At 64.6% G+C, this 19,757-nt stretch carries 17 protein-coding genes; 5 read left to right on the top strand and 12 right to left on the bottom strand.

Translation table 11 applies throughout. The features are described from left to right. Positions 1-483 (bottom strand): HTH domain-containing protein (locus tag VD811_00880; GenBank protein ID HXV19525.1); only part of this gene is annotated, 483 nt, incomplete at its 3' end. 9 nt (positions 484-492) lie between these two features. Continuing rightward, entirely contained in the window at positions 493-1,317 is an 825-nt protein-coding gene (nadC, locus tag VD811_00885; GenBank protein ID HXV19526.1) for a carboxylating nicotinate-nucleotide diphosphorylase, read from the bottom strand. 161 nt (positions 1,318-1,478) lie between these two features. Here nadC and VD811_00890 point away from each other — a divergent pair, with 161 nt between their 5' ends. The 3 genes from VD811_00890 (at position 1,479) to VD811_00900 (ending at position 4,022) form a co-directional block, all read left to right on the top strand. Then, positions 1,479-1,691 carry a hypothetical protein gene (locus VD811_00890; GenBank protein ID HXV19527.1) on the top strand — a complete coding sequence of 71 codons (213 nt, stop codon included), beginning with the start codon at positions 1,479-1,481 and terminating at the stop codon, positions 1,689-1,691. A 43-nt stretch (positions 1,692-1,734) separates the two neighbouring features. Beyond that, positions 1,735-2,640, top strand: a complete 906-nt coding sequence (locus VD811_00895; protein HXV19528.1) for an OmpA family protein — start codon at positions 1,735-1,737, stop codon at positions 2,638-2,640. A 71-nt stretch (positions 2,641-2,711) separates the two neighbouring features. Further along, complete coding sequence (locus VD811_00900) at positions 2,712-4,022, top strand: CDP-alcohol phosphatidyltransferase family protein (protein HXV19529.1); 1,311 nt, start codon at positions 2,712-2,714, stop codon at positions 4,020-4,022. A gap of 104 nt (positions 4,023-4,126) precedes the next feature. Here VD811_00900 and VD811_00905 read toward each other — a convergent pair whose 3' ends face one another. The 3 genes from VD811_00905 to VD811_00915 form a co-directional block, all read right to left on the bottom strand. Beyond that, a complete protein-coding gene (locus VD811_00905) occupies positions 4,127-5,122 on the bottom strand; it encodes a methyltransferase (protein ID HXV19530.1) in 996 nt (331 codons plus the stop codon). Positions 5,123-5,329: 207 nt separating this feature from the next. Further along, positions 5,330-6,607 carry a ParA family protein gene (locus tag VD811_00910; GenBank protein HXV19531.1) on the bottom strand — a complete coding sequence of 426 codons (1,278 nt, stop codon included), beginning with the start codon at positions 6,605-6,607 and terminating at the stop codon, positions 5,330-5,332. A 57-nt stretch (positions 6,608-6,664) separates the two neighbouring features. Then, on the bottom strand, positions 6,665-8,602 hold the full coding sequence (locus VD811_00915) for an ABC-F family ATP-binding cassette domain-containing protein (GenBank protein HXV19532.1): 1,938 nt from the start codon (positions 8,600-8,602) through the stop codon (positions 6,665-6,667). Between the two features lie 354 nt (positions 8,603-8,956). On the opposite strand from VD811_00915, the gene VD811_00920 reads away from it, so the two are divergent. Continuing rightward, the gene (locus VD811_00920) at positions 8,957-11,413 is read left to right on the top strand and encodes an Rne/Rng family ribonuclease (protein HXV19533.1); all 2,457 of its coding nucleotides are present in this window, start codon (positions 8,957-8,959) and stop codon (positions 11,411-11,413) included. A 34-nt stretch (positions 11,414-11,447) separates the two neighbouring features. On the opposite strand, the gene VD811_00925 is transcribed toward VD811_00920, so the two are convergent. From VD811_00925 to VD811_00950, 6 genes are all read right to left on the bottom strand, one after another. Then, a complete protein-coding gene (locus VD811_00925) occupies positions 11,448-12,137 on the bottom strand; it encodes a Smr/MutS family protein (GenBank protein HXV19534.1) in 690 nt (229 codons plus the stop codon). Between the two features lie 2 nt (positions 12,138-12,139). Continuing rightward, positions 12,140-12,865 (bottom strand): tetratricopeptide repeat protein, encoded by a 726-nt coding sequence (locus tag VD811_00930; GenBank protein HXV19535.1) that lies wholly within the window; start codon positions 12,863-12,865, stop codon positions 12,140-12,142. A gap of 248 nt (positions 12,866-13,113) precedes the next feature. Then, entirely contained in the window at positions 13,114-14,982 is a 1,869-nt protein-coding gene (locus tag VD811_00935) for a LysM peptidoglycan-binding domain-containing protein (GenBank protein HXV19536.1), read from the bottom strand. A gap of 50 nt (positions 14,983-15,032) precedes the next feature. Beyond that, complete coding sequence (gene hflX / locus VD811_00940; protein ID HXV19537.1) at positions 15,033-16,670, bottom strand: GTPase HflX; 1,638 nt, start codon at positions 16,668-16,670, stop codon at positions 15,033-15,035. Positions 16,671-16,735: 65 nt separating this feature from the next. After that, on the bottom strand, positions 16,736-17,509 hold the full coding sequence (locus tag VD811_00945) for an enoyl-ACP reductase (protein ID HXV19538.1): 774 nt from the start codon (positions 17,507-17,509) through the stop codon (positions 16,736-16,738). 89 nt (positions 17,510-17,598) lie between these two features. After that, on the bottom strand, positions 17,599-18,390 hold the full coding sequence (locus tag VD811_00950; GenBank protein HXV19539.1) for a DsbC family protein: 792 nt from the start codon (positions 18,388-18,390) through the stop codon (positions 17,599-17,601). A gap of 220 nt (positions 18,391-18,610) precedes the next feature. Between VD811_00950 and VD811_00955 the strand changes: the two genes are divergently transcribed. Then, positions 18,611-19,183: a manganese efflux pump MntP family protein gene (locus tag VD811_00955; GenBank protein HXV19540.1), complete on the top strand. Its 573-nt coding sequence runs from the start codon at positions 18,611-18,613 to the stop codon at positions 19,181-19,183. Positions 19,184-19,342: 159 nt separating this feature from the next. Here VD811_00955 and VD811_00960 read toward each other — a convergent pair whose 3' ends face one another. Next, on the bottom strand, positions 19,343-19,684 hold the full coding sequence (locus tag VD811_00960) for a hypothetical protein (GenBank protein HXV19541.1): 342 nt from the start codon (positions 19,682-19,684) through the stop codon (positions 19,343-19,345). Between the last annotated feature and the right edge of the window lie 73 nt (positions 19,685-19,757).

The raw sequence follows: 19,757 nt of genomic DNA on the forward strand, positions 1-19,757 counted from the left end.
GGCCGAGAGGAAGCTCAGTTGGGGTGCATGGTAAGGCAGAATCGAAGGCCGCAGCAGCACCGAGACATAGAGATTCACCCCCGGCGGCGAGATCCAGCTGCGGCCGAGGCGCCCCTTGCCTGCCGTCTGCCGATCGGCGATGACTACCGTCCCCTCGGCCGCACCTGCCTCGCCCAGGCCATGCGCCCGCATATTGGTCGAATCGGTCGCCTCGTAATAGACGACCTCGCGACCGATCCGGCGCGTTTCCAGGCCGGCCTGAATCTCCGTCGGGATGAGGGTGTCGGGAGTGCCGGTCAGACGGTAGCCCCGGGAGGTGACTGCCTCGATGGTGTAGCCGAGTTCGCGCAGTTGCCGGACCTGCTTCCAGACGGCAGTGCGGGAGACTCCCAGCGACTGGCTGAACTCTTCTCCGGAGACGAACTGCCCCGCCTTTTCCCGCAGCAGCCGGAGGATCTCTTCCTGCGCGTTTTTACCGCTCATGCACTCCGCCTACTGAAACAGCATGGAGATGTCCGCCGCCCGCACCGAGTGGGTCAGGGCACCGACCGAGATGAGGTCGACCCCCGTCTCGGCAATCCCCCGCACCGTCTCCAGGTTGACCCCGCCGGAGGCTTCGGTGCGGGCGCGGCCCGCCACCAGCGCCACGGCCTGGCGCAGGGTCGCGTTATCCATGTTGTCGAGCAGGATGATGTCCGCCCCGGCGTTCACGGCCTCGGCCACCTCCTCCAGGTTGCGCGTCTCCACCTCGATCTTGAGGGTGTGCGGAACCCGCTCCCGCGCCCCGGAGATGGCCGTGGTGATGCCGCCGGCGGCGGCCACGTGGTTTTCCTTGATCAGCACCCCGTCGTAGAGGGAGGTGCGATGGTTGCGGGCGCCCCCCATGCGCACGGCATACTTGTCGAGAACCCGCAGGCCGGGCATGGTCTTGCGCGTATCGACGATGGTCGCCCCGGTACCCTCCACCTCATGGGCGAAGCGGGCGGCGAGGGTGGCGATGCCGCTCATGCGCTGCAGCAGGTTGAGGGCCACCCGCTCCCCCTGCAGCAGGACGGCGGCCTCGCCCCTGAGCCAGGCGAACACCTCGCCCCGGCGGACGCTGAGGCCGTCCTCACTCAGCTTCTCGAAGGCGACCGTCGCGTCGAGGATCTGGAAGACGCGCCGGGCGACATCGATGCCGGCGAGGACGAAATCCTCCTTCGCCACCAGTTCGGCACGGGCCATGGTACCCGGCTCGATGGTGGCCAGCGTGGTCACGTCGCCCGTACCGATATCCTCCTGCAGGGCGTTGCGGATGATGCTGTCGATGGCGAACATCGAGCCTCCTCTATAACCTATTGAAAACGCATTTTTATACCACAGGCAAAGGCGAAGCGGCAACCGAAAAGCCGGCCGGCCGGCAAAAGTAATTTCCCTTTACTTTTTCCCGTTTTCTGCTAGAAAATGCGTCTGCATCCTGTACACGCGAAGGGAGTTTTATGAAAGAAAAACCGGTCACCTGCCCCAACTGCTTCGGCACAACCTACCGGGAGGTTCTGGTTACCGCCACCTCCCGCAACGTAGTACACGATGACACCGCCCCACCCGCCGCCAAAGGTTGCGGACTTGGCGCCGAAAAGCGCAAGGAAGTGGTCAAACTTTTCTGCGTGCACTGCGGCCATGAACTGACCCGCAAAGGGGGCCGGGCCTGACCGCGCCCGACCTGCCTGCGCTCATCGGAACAAGGAGACCACCTTGCACTCATTGCGGATAGTTGCTCTGTTGCTGGCCACTTCGCTGCTCACGGCCGGCTGCGTCAGCAAATCGACCTACCAGAGGAAAGTCGACGAGGCAACTCAGCTGACCGAAACGGTCCGGGGGCTCGAAACCGACTATGAGCAACTGGTCAAACAGAAGGAAGCGCTGATCGCCGGCAACGACCAGCTGAACCGGCAACTGACTGACGCCATGGAGAAAAGCTCCAACCTGCAGCAGGATCTGCTGCGCGCCCGGGCCGACATCGACCGCCTGGAAAAGGTTCTTTCGGCGCGCAGCGAAGAGACCGGCAAGGCGATGGCAGAGATGCGCCAGACCATCGACCGGCTGCAGGCGGAAAATCAGGATCTCGCCCACCGGGTCGAACAGGAGCGCATCGCCCGCGAGGCGCGCATCGCCCAGATGAAAAGCACCTATGACGAACTGGTGCAGAAGATGGAGACCGAGATCCAGCGCGGCGAGATCACCATCTCCGAACTGCAGGGCAAGCTCACCGTCAACATGGTCGAACGCATCCTCTTCGACTCGGGCAAGGCCGACATCAAGCCGGCCGGCCTCGAGGTGCTCAAGCGCGTCGGCGACATCCTCAAGGAGGTGGCCGACAAGAACATCCAGGTCGAGGGACACACCGACAACGTCCCCATCAGTCCCCGCCTGCAGCAGACCTTTCCCAGCAACTGGGAGCTCTCCACTGCCCGGGCGACCAACGTCGTCCACTTCCTCCAGGATCGGGTCGGCATCGCCGGTGAACGGCTCTCGGCCAGCGGCCTCAGCCAGTACAGCCCGGTGGCCGCCAACGACACCCTCGAAGGGCGGGCGCAGAACCGGCGCATCCAGATCGAGCTGGTGCCCCTCGAGGCGAAGGTGGTCAAACCGCTGGAGTAGGCAGGGTCGGCCAGCCAATAAACATCAGCGCCGGGAGCCTCAAAAAGGCTCCCGAATCATTTCAAGGCATTATGACACCATACAGTTCTATCCTGCTTGAGATCGCCCTCCCCGTGCTGCTGATGCTGGGGGCGGAGCGGTATGCCGTCTACCGGTTTTTGCGAACCCCCGAGCAGATCGCCTGGGTGCGACGCCACGCCTGGCTCCACCCCAACGCCATCAGCCGGGCCCGCTATCCCATGGGGTTTCTCTCGGTAGCCATGCTGCACCTGGACTTTCCGCGACTTTGTTTTTTGTTCTTTACCTTCTGGATGATTACCGACATCACCGACGGCGAGATCGCCCGCAAGTGCGATCTGCACACCGAAGAGGGGGAGACGATCGATCCCTTCTCCGACAAACTCATGTACTCCCCCATGCTGATCTACCTGGTCTGGCGCGGTTGGCTCGACCCCGTGCTGGTGGGAGCGTTTCTGGCTTTCGACATCACCGGCCAGCTCTCCCGGTACTTCATCAAGATAAAAGCGGCGAACCTGTTCGGCAAGGCCAAGACGTTTCTCGTGGTCGTGCTCCTGATCGTCGTGGGCCTGGAATGGATTTACGGGCCCCTGCCGCTCCTGGGACGGACGATCCAGCCGCTGCTCGCGATCTGCACAGGCCTCGCGTTTTGCTCCACGGCTTTCAAACTCATCCCCAACTACTGGTACGCCAACATCCTGAGCCTCATGAACCTGGTGTGCGGGCTCGCCGGTTGCTGGGTCGTGCTCACCGGCCACCCGCCGGTCTATGCCCTCGGCCTGGTCTTCCTCGGACAGTTCCTCGACCTGTTCGACGGTCGGGCCGCGGAGCGTTGGGGCTCAACTCCCAGCGGCGAGATCTTTGACGACGTGGCCGACGGGACGAGCTTCGGGCTCACCGTGGGGCTCATCGTCGCCACCGCCTTTTCGCAGCTTTGGGTAGGAATGGCAGTCGGGGGGACCTACCTGGGGGCGGTGGTGTATCGACTCATCCGCTTCGTGGTCGAGAAACGCAAACAGGGGATCCTCGGCGGGGTGGCCACTTTCTCCGGGTTGCCCTCCCCGGCCGGGGCACTGCTGGCGGGAACCACCTGCGTTTTGATCCCCAGCGAGGTGGCCAACGGCCTGATTGTCGTCGCAACCGCCCTGCTGATGGTCTCCCGGGTTCCCTATGCCCACTTCGGCCGCTCCATCCTGCCGAAAATTCCCAAAATCGTGCGGGTGCTCGTCCTCGGGGCGTTCCTGTTCCTCCTGGCCCTGGGCGTTCGACGCGACCAATACACCGCCCCCCTGCTCATCGCCTTTGCCGCAGCCGTGACCTATCTGGCCTCTCCCGTGTTCTGGGCGACTGACAGGAAATCCTGATTCGGGTACGGCTTCCCATGCAAAAGCCGGAACGTTTCCGCCCCGGCTTTTGTCGTTTTTCACCTGCCTGATTCCCTCAGCAACATCGCCTGCCCGGCGGCTGGTCAGCCGGGCTTGCGGGCCAGAACCACGGCGGTCTCCTCGCTGACCCGGCGAACCTCGGGCCGGACGAATCCCACCTCTTCCATCCAGACGCTGATCTCGCCGCCGCTGTAGGTACGGCCGCCTTCGGTCATCACCAGCATGTGCACGGCGAACAGGGCGGCGGAGAGCGGCGCCGCCTTCCCCTCGTCCAGGAGGAACTCGTGCACCGCCAGCATCCCGCCCGGATTGAGGGCGCGCCAGGCCTTTTCGACCAGCATCCGGCACCCTTCCTCGTCCCGCGAGTGGAAGACCTGGGAGATCCAGACGACGTCGACTCCACTGCCCAGCTCGTGCACGCAGAAGTCCCCCTCGATCAGCCGGACCTTATCCAGCAGCCCCCGCGCGGCGAGCCGCTCCCGTCCCACCGCCAGAGCCCCCGGCAGGTCGAAGAGACGCACCTCGCGCAGCGCCGGATGGGCGGCGAGAAACGCCTCGGCATAGGTACCGGGGCCGCCGCCGACATCGAGCAGCACGCGGGCGTCGCCGATATCGAGCTGGCGGGCGACCTGCGGCGCCAGCTCGCGGGTGACATCGTCCATGCCGCGGATGAAGTCGCGCGTCCAATCCTCCCGCTCACCGAGGATCGCCGCCTCCCGCGCAGCATCAGGATGGCCGGCGCGCAACACCTGCGGCAGATCGTTCCACGCCTCCCAGCAGTGGTGGATGTGACGGAAGATGCTCCCCCGGTAGTTCTTTCCCTGCACCAGGAATTCGTTCGCGACCGGGGCATTGCGGTAGCGGTCGCCCGCCTTCTCCAGCAGTCCCATCGCGGTCAGGGCATTCAGCAGCAGCCCCAGGGCGCGGCCATCCACGCCGAGTTCGAAGGCGAGGTCGGCGGACCCCCGCCCCTCCCCCAGCCGGCTGAAGAGGTCGAGGTCGTTGGCGGTGAAAAAGACCTTGGTTTGCTCAAAACCATGGGCCAGTCGCAGCAGGTCGCGGAACGATTCGATCGGCATGGGGACTCCCTCGGAAATGCGGTGCTAGGTTTTCAGTGTGTAATCCACTCAACTTTCACTTTACGAGTCATCCCCCCTGTGCAACAGGGGGGAAGGCTCGCCCTGCGAGCCAGGGGGGTCACGCCCTCCCTGTCGACCCCCCTGCCCTGCGGGCATCCCCCTATTTCATAGGGGGGACAGTCTCACCCATGAAGAGGAGGTCGGCCCTCAGCATTTGCTCCTGCCCAGGACCTCCCGCAGCACCCGGCGGCGCAGGGTGGCAAAGCGTGCCGCTTCGTCCGGCGGCCCGGCTTCCAGAAGAACGAGAAGGAACTCCCGGGCGAACTCGTTCAACGATCGCCCCGACGCCCCATGCAACATCGGCTCGAAGGGAGTCCCCGCCGGGTCTCCCATCTGCTCGATGGCGACGGGCTCCGCCTCGCCGTCGAAGAGGTGCAGGCTCAGGTCGGCCCCGGGACCGGTAAAACCGGGACCTTCGCTGCTGCAGACCAGCATCCCCGTCGCCGGCAGGGCCACCTCCAAACCGGTCGAAGCAAGCAGAGTCTGCAGGCAGGCCGGGTGCAGCCGACCCCGGCGCCGGCTGCGCAGATCCTGAAAGGCGAAACCGGCCGCACTCCCCGGTGCCCGATTGCCGCAGACCGGGCAGTCGGGCACCTGACGGCGGCCGAGCCTTCCCGAAGTAGCGGAAACCGGCGACAGGCCCTGGCAGCGAGGCCCCTCGGCAGAATCGAAACGCTGCAGCACGAAGCCGGCCAGCGCGCGGAGCTGGCTGTGGACCACCGTGCCCCGGGCGTGGGTGATCACCGGGTGGATGCGGCTGGTGAAGCTGGTGGCCAGCCCCTCGACCTTGGGGCTCTTGGCGATGAAGGTGTCGACCACCTGGTAGCCGCGCTCCTGCGCCGAGAAGACCAGGAACTCCCGCACCCCGATCTCCTGGCGCAGGCGCAGCCTGGCATCGACCAGACTCGGCAGCAGCCACATCTTCTCCAGCGGCTCTCCGGCCTGCCGCAGCGCCTGCTGCAGCGAGGCGGCGTTGACCAGCGAGGCACGGTCCTTGACCGGGACCAGGACCAGGTCGGCGGCGATCAGGGCGTTGCGGGTGAAATAGTCGAGAATCGGCCGGGTATCGAGGATGAGGATACCCGAGAGGCGGGAAGCCGTGAGGGCTCGGCACAGATGGCCGGGGTCGTCGTCGGGCGGCGAGAGGGTGCGATCGGAGGCGAGGAACTGCACGCCGTACTCCCCCATCTGCGCCAGTTCCGCAGCCGGGTTGCCGGCGAAGAGGCCGGCCACGGAGGCCCCCCTGTGACCACCGATGGCGAACATCTGATCGACACTGAAATGGTTGTCGAAGGAGGCGATGGTGACCGGCAGGTCCTCGCGCAGCGCCTTGAGGTAGACGGCGAGGTTGGTGGCGATGGTGGTCTTCCCCACCCCCCCTTTTTCGCTGGCCACGGCGACGACGAACGGATAGTCCTGGTTCATAGGTCTCCCGTAGGGGCGAACCTTGTGTTCGCCCAAGGGCGATGACTAGCATCGCCCCTACACATTCACCGTTTCCGGCACCTGTAAAGCCTCCCAGCGCCCATAGAGGCCGGCGATTTCCTCCTGCAGCGTTTCGTGCTGCAGGGAAACTTCCCGCCAGCGCCCGGCATCCTGGTAGAGCGCCGGGTCGGCCATCGTCAACTCCAGCGCTGCCAGTTCGGCCTCCCGCACCTCGATTCGCGCTTCCACTTCGGCCAACTCCTTCAGCCGGCGCTTTTCCTCGCGCTGCGCTTCCTTGCGCTCCTCGTGCTGCCGGCGGCGGTCCTCCTTGTCGAAAGGGATCGCCGTCTCGGCTGCCGCTGCAGCCGAGGTCTCGACCCGCAGGGCGGAATGTCCCCCCTCGCCGCGGCTCGCCTTGACCCGCAGAAAATCCTCGTAGTTGCCAAAATACGACTCGATGCGGCCGCCGCCGACCTCGATGACCCGGGTAGCGAGAGCGTCGACGAAGTAACGGTCATGGGAGACGAAAACCAGCGTCCCCTGATACCCCTTGAGGGCGTCGAGGAGGACCTCCTTGGAGGCGAGGTCGAGATGGTTGGTCGGCTCGTCGAGCAGCAGCAGGTTGGCCGGACGCAGCAGCAGGATGGCCAGGGCGAGCCGGTTGCGCTCGCCGCCGGAGAGGACCGCCACCTTCTTGTGCACATCGTCGCCGGAAAAGAGGAAGGCGCCGAGGATGTCGCGCACCCGCGGCACCATGTCGAAGGGGGCGGCGGCGGTGATCTCGTCGAGCACGCTGCGGGCGGGATCGAGGACCTTGGCCTGGTCCTGGGCGAAGTAGGCCGGATGCAGGTTGTGCCCCTCGATCCGCCGTCCCGCCCGCGGCGCCTCCACCCCGGCGAGCAGGCGCATCAGGGTCGACTTGCCGGCGCCGTTGGGACCGACCAGGGCGAGGCGCTCTCCTTTCTCCACGGTCAGATCGACACCGGAGAGCACGGTCAGCTCGCCGTAGCTCTGGCTGGCGCCCGCAAGCTCCATGGCGGTCCGTCCCCCCTTGGGCGGCTCGGGGAAGCGGAAGGCGATCTTCTTGCGCTGCGGCGGCACCTGGATGCGTTCGATCTTCTCCAGCTGCTTCACCCGGCTCTGCACCAGCGACGCCTTGTTCGCCTGGTAGCGGAACCGGCTGATGAACGCCTCGATCTTGCCGACCTCCTCATCCTGGCGCCGCTTCTCCTCGAGCAGCGCCGAGACGCGCCGCTCCCGCTCCACCAGGTAGGCGCTGTAGTTGCCGGGATATTCGGTGAGCGAGCCGTTCCAGACCTCGACGATGCGGCCGACCACCTGGTCGAGAAAGAAGCGGTCGTGGGAGACCAGCATCACGGCATGGGGATAGGCGGCCAGGTACCCCTCCAGCCAGTCGCGGGCGGGGAGGTCGAGATGGTTGGTCGGCTCGTCGAGCAGCAGCAGGTTGGGACGCTGCAGCAGCAGCTTGGCCAGGGCGATGCGCATCTGCCAGCCGCCGGAGAAATGATCGCAGGGCCTCTCCCAGTCGGCCTCGGCGAAACCCAGGCCGGCGAGCACTTTGCCGATCTCGGTTTCGATGGTGTAGCCGCCGCGCTGGCGGAAAGCCTCCTGCAGGGTGGCGTAGCGGTCGAGGTCGTCGGGGTCGTGGCGGCGGGCGATGGCCTCTTCCAGGCGGCCGATCTCCGCCTCCATGGCGAGCAGTTCGGCGAGGGCCGAGCGGACTTCGGCGAAGAGGGAGCGGCCGCGGTGCTCCAGACCGTCCTGCGGCAGGTAGCCGAAGGTGGTTCCCCGGGCGGCCTGGACCTCGCCGCCGTCGGGCGCGACCTGGCCGGCCAGCATCTTGAGCAGGGTGGTCTTGCCGGCGCCGTTTTCGCCGCACAGGCCGACCTTGTCGCCGGGCCGCAGGTGCCAGTTGATGCCGGCAAAGAGGCGGCGGCCGGCGTAATCCTTGACGATGTTTCGTAGTTGCAGCATGGCGTTGTTTATAGCACAGGAGGAGGGGAAGGGGGAAGGGCGAACCGGCCGCAATCCGGTCAACAGGGAAAACAGCCAGCGATGCCTTCTCTCTATCCAAACCCTCCATTCTCTGCTATAGTTAGCGCGCTTTCGGGCCTTCTGCGGCCCGCCCAGAATGTCTCCACCGGGTCTTATGGCCTTTGGAAATATAAAAAAGCAGGTATTTCGCCGGACCCGCCGACCGATGTTGTCCGAGTGCCCGCTCCCTTCGGGGCGGCGCGCCGGATGCCGGCCGGCGGACCGCACGCAGGGGATTGCCCCTGCTCCACACCCTTTGAAGCCGCTTTGCGTAAGCGGCCGGAAAGAATGCTCATGACCAAGAAAATGCTGATCAACGCCACCCATCCCGAAGAGAACCGGGTGGCCATCGTCGAGGACGGTATCCTGACCGAACTCGACATCGAAATCGCCGGCAAGGAACAGACCAAGGGGAACATCTACAAGGCGGTGGTGGTGCGGGTCGAGCCCGGGCTGCAGGCCGCCTTCGTCGATTACGGGGCCGAACGGCTCGGCTTCCTGCAGATGGGCGACCTCCACCCGTCGCTGTTCAAGGCCAACGAAGACAAGGGGCGCCCGCGCATCACCGACATCCTGCGGCGCGGCCAGGAGCTGCTGGTCCAGGTGGTCAAGGAGGAGCGCGGGACCAAGGGGGCGGCCCTGACCACCTTCCTCTCCCTGCCGGGCCGCTTCATGGTGTTGATGCCCGACAGCGACACCAAGGGGGTCTCGCGCAAGATCGAGGACGAATCCCAGCGCAAAAAGCTCAAGGCGGCCATGGCCTCCCTCGACCTCCCCGAGCACATGGGCTACATCGTGCGCACCGCCGGCATCGGCCAGACCAACGAGGAACTCAAGCGCGACTTCGACTACCTGGTCCGGGTCTGGGACAACCTGCAGACGCACGCCGGGCAGGTCAAGGCCCCGGCGCTCATCTACAAGGAGTCGAACCTGGTCATCCGCTCCATCCGCGACTATTTCAGCGCCGACATGGACGAGGTTCTGGTCGACGACCCGAAGGTCTGCCAGGAGGCCAAGGATTTCTTCCAGCAGGTGATGCCGGAGTTCGCCCGCCTGGTCAAGCTGCACCAGGAGCGGCGTCCCATCTTCTCCCGCTACCAGATCGAAGAGCAGATCGAGACGATCGTCAAGAACAAGGTCCCCCTCCCCTCCGGCGGCTCCATCGTCATCGACTCCACCGAGGCGCTGGTGGCGGTCGACGTCAACTCCGGCAAGATGGCCGGCGAGCAGGGGGTGGAGGGAACCGCCTACAAAACCAATCTCGAGGCCGCCGAAGAGGTCGGCCGCCAGCTGCGCCTGCGGGACCTCGGCGGGTTGATCGTCATCGACTTCATCGACATGCGCGACCGCAAGCATATCCGCGAGGTCGAGAAGCGTCTCAAGGACGCCCTGAAAAACGACAAGGCACGGGTCACCATCGGCAAGATCAGCCAGTTCGGCATGCTGGAGATGAGCCGCCAGCGGATCAAAGCGGCGCTGGCCGAGGGCTCCTACCTTCCCTGCCCGCATTGCCAGGGCAGCGGCCGGATCAAGAATGTCGAAGCGCAGACGGTCGCCTTCCTGCGCAAGATCCACGGCGGCATCGCCAAGGGACAGGTCGGCCGCATCGAGGGGGAAATCCCCCTTGAGGTTGCCACCTACCTGCTCAATACCAAGCGCGAAGAGCTGCTGGAGATGGAGCGGCGGCATCAGGTGTCGATCTTCGTCAAGGGTCGCCCCGATTTCATCGCCGGGCAGATGGAACTTTCCTTCCTGAAGCGGGAGAAGGAGGAAACGCCGCCCGCCGAGTACGTCGAGGCCGGTGCCCCGGCTCCGCAGCCCGAACCGCGGCCCGCTCCTCCGCAGGTGGAGAAACCGGCGGACGTGGCGGTCGAGTTGGAAACCGCTGAGGATGCGGCGAAGAAAAAACGCAAGCGCAAACGCAAGAAGAAGGGAACGGCCGAGGAGGGTGGCTCCGAGACTGCAGTAGCGGTCCTTGAGGAAGAGCGGGGCGAGGCTGCCACCGAAGCGCCGGTTTCGGCCGCCGCGACAGCCGCCGAGGAAGAAACCGCCCCCGAGGCCGTCCTGCAGACCGAGCCGGCAGCAGGCGGAAGCGTCGAGGAAGGGGGCAAAAAGAAACGCAAGCGGCGGCGCAAGAAGAAAAAGGGCGAAGCTGAGGGCGTCGCGATTGAGCCGGCGGCCACCGCGACCGAGCCGGCTGTAGCAGCCGCGGAAACAGGCGCAGTGGAAACGTCCGAGGCGTTCCCGGGAATGGGAACCGCCGATGAGGAGCGGGCGAAGAAAAAACGCCGGCGGCGCAAGAAGAAAAAACCGGCGGCCGGTATTCCGGTCGAAGCGGCGGCGAGCGAAGCGCTGCTCCCCACTTCGACTCCCTCGCAGCCGATGGAGGAAGCGGCAGCGTCCGTGCCGGCAGGCGTGGAACTACCGGCTGCAGAAGCCAGGCCCAAACGGCGCCCGGGCCGGCCGAAACCGGCGGCAAAAGGCGCCGAGGCTGCACCTGAAGCAGCGGCGGCCGGCGTTGCCGAAGTACCGAAGGATACGTCGGCCGTGTCCTCTCTCCCGAGCGCCGAGTCGCCGGCCAAGCCGGCAACCAAACCGAGAAAGCGCACTCCGCGCGCCAAACCGGGGGCCGCCGAGGCGCCCCCTGCCCCGGCCGATTCGGGCGAAGGGGCGCCGGAGCCGGCGGCGCCAAAGCGACGCGCCCCGCGCCGCAAGGCCGCCGAAACGGCAAAGGAAGAGCAGGAAGCCTGAAGATGAAAAGGCCGGGTCGAGCGACCCGGCCTTTTTATTTGCTCTCCTTGTGCCCCTTGAGAAAAACCACCAGCGCTCCCTCCCCACCGTAGCGGGCCGGTGCCCTCCCCCACTCGGCCACCCAGGCGGCGGCCTCATATTTCAGGTAGCGCTCGATCTCTGCCCGCAGGACCGGTTCCCCGCCGGAACCCCGGCCGCGGCCGGTGACGATGAGAACGGTCTTGCGTCCGTGGTAGGCCGCATTGTCGAGGAAGTGCCGGACCCGTTCGCGGGCAACGTCACGGCCGAGTCCGTGCAGGTCGAGCTGCGCTTCCGGGACGAGTTCGCCGCGGCGCACCTGGCGCATGCGGCGCGGCGTGGCCGCCACCTCTTCGGCTGCCGGAATCTCATCGCAGAAGACCGCCTCCATCTTCCCCAGGGAGGCAAGAAAGAGGTCTCGATCGCTCGCCGGCGATGCGGCGGCGGCCTTAGGAGGCGACTCGGCTGGTCCGGCCGCCGCCACTTTCTGCTCGGAATCCCCGGCAGCGCTGCGGGCCACCCCAAGCCGCTCCATCTCCCCGGCAAAGAGGGACGCCTCGTCCGGAACCGGCGGGGCGGCCGCCGGCGGCTTGACGGGTCGGCCTGCCGGCAGCTCCTTTTCCGGCGACGAAACGCAAAACCCCTTCAAGCGCTTGAAGGGGTCGTGCTGAAACTCTTTTTTCCGGTCCTTCTTCCCGCCGGCCACGATCAACGCCTGACGATCTTGCGCCGCCCCTGGATAGCCTTGGTCTGCTGACGGATGAGGGTTCCCTGCTTCTCCAGATGGAACTGGTACCAGAGATCGCCCCAGGCCAGCATCTTCATTTTGCGGCCTTCCTTGAGCGCGTCGAGGTTGGACTGCAGAAGCTCGTGCCCGCCGACCTTCTTTACCCCCTTCTCCATGACCGTGATCGCCTTCTCCTTCTCGCCGACCCGCTCCAGACAGTAACCGTATAAATTCCAGAGCATCGGCTCCTTCCTGGTAGCGGTGGTCGCCTTCTCGAAGGTCTCGATCATCTTGGCGGTCTTGCTGCGTTTCATGTAGCAGATGGCGAGCATCCCCATGGCGACCCAGTGGCGGACGAAGCCCTTCTGCAGGTACTCGAAGGCTTCGGCAAAGTCCCGTTTAAGATAGAGAACCGTGCCGATCTGGGCGTTGAGTTGCCCCTTGATGTAGAACTGCCAGGGTGCATACTTGAAACCGCTCTGCAGGGTCTTCACCGCCTTCTCCCCCCGGCCGGCCAGGAGGTCGCGCTGGGCGGTCTCCATCAGGGTGCCGATCTTTTTCATGATCAACCGGGTGATGAGGAGGAACGCTCCGGCGAAGACGGCGACGCCGATAGCCGTGGCAATCCAGATATTGAGCCCGACGAGGGTGCCGAGTACGATCGTTACGAGGACGGAGAGCAGGAGGGAAATAGCAAAGTTGTACATGCCTGGGGAAATCCTTTCCGGATGGGATGAAGCGCGATGAGTTTAGCAACCTCCCCCGCAAAAGTCAAAGCAATATCCCCGGCGAAACGGGGCAATCCGGAGGGAGAAAACAAGGAGGGCAACCAGCTGATCAACCCCCGACGCAGGGAGTTTCCGGACATAGGTCGTTCCACGGAAACCGCGGAGGACGGCGCTGCGCGGCGGTCAGGATGAACACCGCGCAACGCCGGAGAGGAGGTCCAGGGGCACTAGCTCCGATGCTCGCCCTGCAGCAGCAGGGTCAGACGATCCCCCGGCTGCAGGATGTGATTCTCGGAGAGATTGTTCCAGTCCATGATCTGGCGGGCCGCCACCTTGAACTGGCGGCCGATGCCGAAGATCGTGTCGCCGGGCCGCACCTTGTAGACGATTTTTTGTGGTGCGGCACCCTTTTTGGCGACTGTCTTCTTCGCATCGCTTTTCTTGGCGACTGTCTTCTTCGCATCACTTTTCTTGGCGACCGTTTTCTTCGCCTCGCTCTGTTTGGCAGCCACGGCCTGACGGCCGCTGGTGGCGGAGACAACCAGCGTCTGGCCGGGGCGCAGGACGCTTTTACTGCCCAGTCGGTTCCAGCCCTTCAACTCCTTTTCGCTCACCCCGAAGCGCCTGGCGATCTTCCAGAGGCTGTCGCCGCTGCGCACCTTGTACGACTTGGGGGTCTGGCGGCGGGAGCGCTGGTAATCGTCGCCGAGGTCCGCCACGTTGATGGTGCTCCCGCCTTTCTGCAGAGGGAGAATCAGATCGGTGCCGACCCGCAGAGCGCGAGGGTTGCTGATTTTATTGAGGGAGACGATATCCGCCACCCGGATGCCGTAGCGCCGGGCGAGGCCTAGCAGGGTATCGCCGGACCTGATCTTGTGGTGCTGGTAGCTGGCCCGCCGGTTTTCCGGGAGAAGCGCGTACTTCTCGACGAAAGCATCGCGATTTCCGGCGGGGATGCGCACTTCGTAATTCTTTACCCCGGGCGGCGTGCTCCAACGTTTGAGCTCGGGGTTGAGGTCCTTGATCTCGTCGTAGCTGCTGCCGCTGAGGTTGGCGATAATCTCCAGATCGGTCGTGGTCGGCACCTTCACCGTCTCAAAGTCGAAGGGCGGCAGGTACTCCAGTTCGGTGAAACCGTATTTTTCCGGCTCCTTGGCGATCAGCAGCGCCGCCAGCAGCTTGGGCAGGTAGTTCTTGGTTTCGGGTTGCAGGTAGCTTCCGTGGCTGAGCTCCCAGAAATCCCGCGTACCGTACATCTCGACCGCCCGCCCAATCTTGCCGGAGCCGGCATTGTAGGCGGCGACCGCCAGGTACCAGTCCCTCTCGAAGTAGTTATAGAGGTCCTTGAGATGACGGGCAGCGGCGCGGGTGGCCTTGACCGGGTCCCGCCGTTCGTCGCGCCACCAATCGTTGTCGAGGCCGTAGAGCCGCCCCGTCCCTTCGATGAACTGCCACGGACCGGCAGCATGGGCCCAGCTGTAGGCGCGGTTGTTGAAACCCGATTCGATCATCGCCAGGTAGACAAGGTCCTGGGGCAAACCCTCTTCGGCAAAAGTCTTCTGCATCATCGGCAGGTAGCGGGCAGAGCGTTCCAGCCAGCGCTTGAACACCTTCTGGGCCGGGCCGCTGAAATAGTCGACGTAATACAGAACCTTGTCGTTCTTTACCACGGGGAAATCGAAAGGGGTTTCGGCCGGCAGCGTCTGGCCCTCATCCTCGGGGGGAGCCAGGTCTTCTCCGGCGAGGATCTCGGCGTCCTCGATGGTCTCGGGGTCGGCGAGCGGCTCCTCCTCCGCGAGCTCCTCCTCAGTGAGCTCTTCCTCGGCAGCCGGGGTCCCCGCCGCCAGGAGCGCGTTGGCAGCGGCTTCGGGCGTGAGGACGGTCGTCGCAGCGGGGATTGAAACGGCAGGGGCCGCTGACGGGGGAGCGGAAGAAAGGATGAAGCTGGCGGCAGGCAAGGCGGGGTTGGTCGCGAGGGTAGCGGGCTCTGTTTCAGCCGGTACGGCAAAGGCCGGATCCCGGGTGACCATTTCGGGCGGAGCTGGCAGGCAGCCACCGATAAGCAGTAAAAGGGAAAGAACCAAAAGCTTCTGCATTACATACCTCCTGCAATGGCGGAAAGGCTACCCCGCCAAGGCGCATTCTGTCAAGGATTTCCGGCCTCCTCCGGCCAGAATCGACGCTCCAGCTCAGCCAGCAGAGGCTCAAAGGTGCGCCTGTTTCGGGCACTTACCGGGATGGCGTCGAAGCGTCGGCAGAGGGGGGCAATCTCCTCTTCCGGCACCAGGTCGACCTTGTTGAAGACCCGCAGGCGGGGGATGCGGTCGAGCTCCAGATCTTGCAAGATACGCTCCACCGCGCGGATATGCTCCTCGAATCGGGGGTGGGCGAGGTCGACCACGTGCAGCAGCAGGTCGGCGTCTTCCAGCTCCTCGAGGGTTGCCTTGAAGGCGCCGATGAGACTCTTGGGAAGATGGCGGATGAAGCCGACGGTGTCGGTAATGATCACCTCCCGCTCCATGGGAAAGCGCAGCCGCCGTGTGGAGGTGTCGAGGGTGGCGAAGAGCAGGTCTTCGGTGAAGACCTCGCTCTGGGTGAGAGCATTGAGCAGGGTCGACTTGCCGGCATTGGTATAACCGACGATGGAGACGATCGGCACTCCGGCCCGGATGCGTTTTTGCCGGCGCTGCATGCGGCCGCGGGCGAGTGTTTCAAGCTGCTTCTCCAGGCGGCTGATGCGATCGCGCAGACGGCGGCGGTCGGTCTCCAGCTTGGTTTCACCGGGGCCGCGGCCGCCGATGCCGCCCATCAGCCGCGACATGGCTGTCCCCCGGCCGAGCAGACGCGGCAGAATATACTTGAGCTGCGCCAGTTCCACCTGGACCTTGCCGTCAAGGGTGTGCGCGCGGCGGGCGAAGATATCGAGAATCAGCTGGCTGCGGTCGATGACCTTGAGGTCGGTGAGTTCGGAGATGGAGCGGATCTGGGCTGGCGAGAGGTCCTGGTCGAAGATGAGCAGGGTGGCGCCCAGTTGCAGCGCCTGAATCACCACCTCCTTGATCTTTCCCTCCCCCATCAGGTACTTGGGATTGATCTGGCGGGCACGCTGCAGCACCCGCTCGAGCACCACGACATCGGCGGTGCGGGCCAGTTCGGCCAGTTCGTCGAGGGAATCCTCCGCCTCCTGGCGCGACTCGGCGCTGACCGAAACGAGGATCACCTTCTCCCGGGTATCGGAAAGGTCGACGGTTTCGGCCAGCTTGCGCTCCAGTTCCGCTTCGAGCGAGCGCAGAAAGGCCGGGAAGTCGAGATCGAGATCGTAGGGGGAAGCGGCGGCGAGGATTTCGATGTTTTTCGCCTGGGGATTGGGCGGAAGAAGATGGGCGTAGTGGACGCGGCCGGGCAGTCCTTGCTCCCCCACCGTGAGCGCCGCCATCAGGTCGAGGCGCAGCAGGGCCAGGTCGGTGAGGTCGTCCTGGTTGAGCGCCTCCCCCTTGAGGTGAGTATGCACGCAGCGCAGCCCGCGCAGGCGACTTCGCCCGAGGGCGTAGCCGGAAAGATCGGGGATGACGATCTGCCGGTCATCGCCGACGATGACATAGAGGATCGTCCCCGCCCGGTCGATAATCACCCCGAGCTGACGCTGCAAATCGAAGGAGCGCTCCGTCAGGTAGCGCGCCAGCTCACCCGTGATGACCTGGTCGACAGGAACGCGGCGGCGGTAGATCCGCTCGAGCGCCTGGATCTGGCTCGACTTGAGGCCGGTGAGATTACCGTGCAGCACGCCGGCCTACCCCGGACAAAAAAAGGGTCCCGGAGGACCCTTTTCGAAGAGATGCGGAGACGCCATTATCCGGCGGCAACCACGAAGTTGAAGCCGGCATCCACGAAGTGGACTTCGCCGGTGACGCCACTGGCAAGGTCGGAGAGGAAATAGACGGCCGACTTGCCCACTTCCTCTTGGGTGACGGTGCGCCGCAGAGGGGCGTTGTCGTCCATCAGGCCGATCTTCGCCTTGAAGTTGGCGATGCCGGAAGCGGCCAGGGTCCGGATCGGCCCGGCGGAGATGGCGTTGACCCGGATTCCCTTCTCGCCGAGTTCGGCCGCCAGGTAGCGCGTCGCCGCCTCGAGAGCCGCCTTCGCCACGCCCATGACGTTGTAGTTGGGAACGGCGCGGGTGGCGCCGAGGTAGGTCAGGGTGATGATGCTGCCGCCGTTCGGCATCAGCGGTACGGCGCAGCGGGTAACCGCCACCAGCGAGTAGGCGCTGATGTCCATGGCCAGCATGAATCCGTCGCGGCTGGTCTGGCTGAAGGGGTGTTTCAGATCCTCGCGGTTGGCGAAAGCGACCGCGTGGACAACGAAGTCGATGGTTCCCCACTCCTGCTTCAGGGTGGAAAAGACCGCCTCGATTTCAGCGTCGCTGGCCACATCGCAGGGGAGAACCAGCGAGGAGCCAAGGCTCTCGGCCAGCGGCCGCACCCGTTTCTCCAGCGCCTCATTGAGGTAGGTGAAGGCCAGTTCGGCCCCCTGTTCCTTGAGCATCCGGGCAATCCCCCAGGCAATGCTCATATCGTTGGCGACACCGAAAATGATGCCGCGTTTGCCCGTCATCAGACCCATTACTGCTTCCTCCTTTTGATGCCTTTGCGGAAAGGCACTTTTAACAGATAGCACCGCATAAAGCAAGTATTTTGACCGTCGCCGACGGTCTAGCGGGCGCGGGGGGCCAGAGCGGTTTTGGCGCCCAGCAGCTTCAGGAGGTCGTCGGCCTTCTTGTAGCCGGGCATGACCCGGCCGTCCGGCAGCACGAGAGTGGGGGTCGAATTGATCCCGAGTTTCTCGACCAGGGCCAGGGTATCGTCGATTGCCCGGGTTTCGCAAAGAGGGGGCGGCACCGTCTTGCCGGCAAAGCTCTCCTCGAGCATCGCCAGGGAGCGGTTGCAGACGATGCTCTTGGAAATCGTGTAGGCATTGGGATGCATCTTCAAGGGAAACAGCTTGATCAGGAAGGCGATCTCCGGATCGCGCCGCACCACCTCCTGCAGTTCGGCGTGCAGCTTCTTGCAGTAGGGACATTCGGGATCGGTGAAGACGATCACCTTCGTTTTCGCGGTGGACTTTCCCAGCAGCAGGGCATCGCCCAGGGGAATCTGGGCAGGATCGACCCGCTTGTCCTCAGTGCTGCGGCTGCCGGTGATGTTCTGACCGTCCTTGAGACGGATGATGTTGCCGGCCACCACGTAGCCCTTGGAAAAATCGATATAAAGCGGGTAGCGCTTCTTGTCCTTCTCGACCTCGACCAGCCAGAGGCCGGGAACTTCGGCAAGTTCGACCTTGAGCACCTTGTCGACATTCCCTTTGAAAAGGGTGGCCGCCTCCTGCACGCTCAGGCTGTGGCAGTCGGCGCAGTTGCCGGCGCCGCAACCCTCCTCCATGAAGGCCTGGGCGGGAACGGCGGCAAGAAGCAGGAACAGCAGAAACGGCAGCATATTTTTTTTCATGTCATCTTTCCTCAAAATGGAATCGGATTTCCCTGGCCGCGGGGATTGACTGCGGCAGGGGGACAATCCTGCGTATTCTACACCGATGGCCGGCTCTTTGGCAACCTGAAGGCAAAATGCCGTTGACAACATCGGCGGCGGAGAGGACAATTCCCGCCGGCTGCAGACCTGCGGGCAAGAGCGGTCCGCAACCACAACCCGCATTTTACCAGGAAAGACGATGGACTGGATCACCCTCCTCGGCATCGCCGTGGCTCTGGCGATGGACGCCTTCGCCGTGGCTCTCGGCACCGGCATGACGCTGGAGCGGCTCACCGGTCGCCACCTCTTCCGCCTCGGCTTCCACTTCGGCCTCTTCCAGGCCCTCATGCCGGTCGTCGGCTGGCTGGCGGGACTCACCGTACAGCGCTGGATCGCCGACTACGACCACTGGATCGCCTTCGGCCTGCTCGGTTTCGTCGGCGGCAAGATGATTTACGAGGCGGTTCGCGCAGGCGAAGAAGAAGAGAACTCGAACGACCCGACGCGCGGCCTCAGCCTGGTGCTGCTCTCGGTCGCCACCAGCATCGACGCCCTGGCGGTCGGACTCTCCCTCGCCATGCTCGGCATCGGCATCTGGCTGCCGGCGCTGGTCATCGGCCTGGTAGCCGGCACTTTCACCGTCGCCGGCATGCTTCTCGGCCGCCGCGTCGGTGCCGCCTGGGGGCCAAGGGTCGAGGTTTTCGGCGGGCTGGTGCTTTGCGCCATCGGCCTGAAGATCCTCCTCGAGCACACGATCTTCGCCGCCCCCTGATGTTCGTCCCCGCAGAAGGCTTAAACGAAACTGTTCCCAAAGCTTGGATGCGGACAGGGAGGAGAAAAAGGTCCACGACAAGACGCGAGTGCGTCACCTGGTGTGACGCACCCTTCCTCGTTTCGCCGGGAATGGCAGGTAAAGCGGAGAGGTTCACCCTCAGTGCAGCACCTCCCGCAGGTAAACCTGGGCCTTGCTGCCGACGGTGCCCGGATCTACCTCGAACTCGACCCCGGGGCGATTCTCGTCCCCCTCGACAAAGCCCATCCGGCTGATGCAGTGCCAGCCCCGGCCATAGAGCAGTTCGTGGGCCGGCATCTCGTGCCATCCTTCGGGGTGTTTTCCTTCGACCAAAACGTTCTTGGCGTCCTCGACGAAACTCGTCCCCGTCTCGGGGCCGACGTCCCGGAAAACCTTCTCACCGGGGAAGCGGATCGCCAGGTCACCGAACTGGTTTTCATACAATTCGGCGTTGATATTGAAGGCAAGCCTTTCGCCCATAACCTTTCTCCTTTCCAGTTATCGGCCCTCTCCCGCCACCGTCACTCGTTGGTGGGAGGCCCAAGAGGATCGA

The organism is Desulfuromonadales bacterium (genome assembly GCA_035620395.1).
Lineage (GTDB): Bacteria > Desulfobacterota > Desulfuromonadia > Desulfuromonadales > DASPGW01 > DASPGW01.

Excerpts from the sequence above, each read along its gene's own strand:
- VD811_00930 (HXV19535.1), bottom strand. The coding sequence starts at position 12,865 with ATGTACAACTTTGCTATTTCCCTCCTGCTCTCCGTCCTCGTAACGATC.
- VD811_00945 (HXV19538.1), bottom strand. The coding sequence starts at position 17,509 with ATGGGTCTGATGACGGGCAAACGCGGCATCATTTTCGGTGTCGCCAAC.
- nadC (HXV19526.1), bottom strand. The coding sequence starts at position 1,317 with ATGTTCGCCATCGACAGCATCATCCGCAACGCCCTGCAGGAGGATATC.
- VD811_00960 (HXV19541.1), bottom strand. The coding sequence starts at position 19,684 with ATGGGCGAAAGGCTTGCCTTCAATATCAACGCCGAATTGTATGAAAAC.
- VD811_00920 (HXV19533.1), top strand. The coding sequence starts at position 8,957 with ATGACCAAGAAAATGCTGATCAACGCCACCCATCCCGAAGAGAACCGG.
- VD811_00890 (HXV19527.1), top strand. The coding sequence starts at position 1,479 with ATGAAAGAAAAACCGGTCACCTGCCCCAACTGCTTCGGCACAACCTAC.
- VD811_00910 (HXV19531.1), bottom strand. The coding sequence starts at position 6,607 with ATGAACCAGGACTATCCGTTCGTCGTCGCCGTGGCCAGCGAAAAAGGG.
- VD811_00935 (HXV19536.1), bottom strand. The coding sequence starts at position 14,982 with ATGCAGAAGCTTTTGGTTCTTTCCCTTTTACTGCTTATCGGTGGCTGC.
- VD811_00900 (HXV19529.1), top strand. The coding sequence starts at position 2,712 with ATGACACCATACAGTTCTATCCTGCTTGAGATCGCCCTCCCCGTGCTG.
- VD811_00905 (HXV19530.1), bottom strand. The coding sequence starts at position 5,122 with ATGCCGATCGAATCGTTCCGCGACCTGCTGCGACTGGCCCATGGTTTT.
- VD811_00915 (HXV19532.1), bottom strand. The coding sequence starts at position 8,602 with ATGCTGCAACTACGAAACATCGTCAAGGATTACGCCGGCCGCCGCCTC.
- VD811_00950 (HXV19539.1), bottom strand. The coding sequence starts at position 18,390 with ATGAAAAAAAATATGCTGCCGTTTCTGCTGTTCCTGCTTCTTGCCGCC.
- VD811_00955 (HXV19540.1), top strand. The coding sequence starts at position 18,611 with ATGGACTGGATCACCCTCCTCGGCATCGCCGTGGCTCTGGCGATGGAC.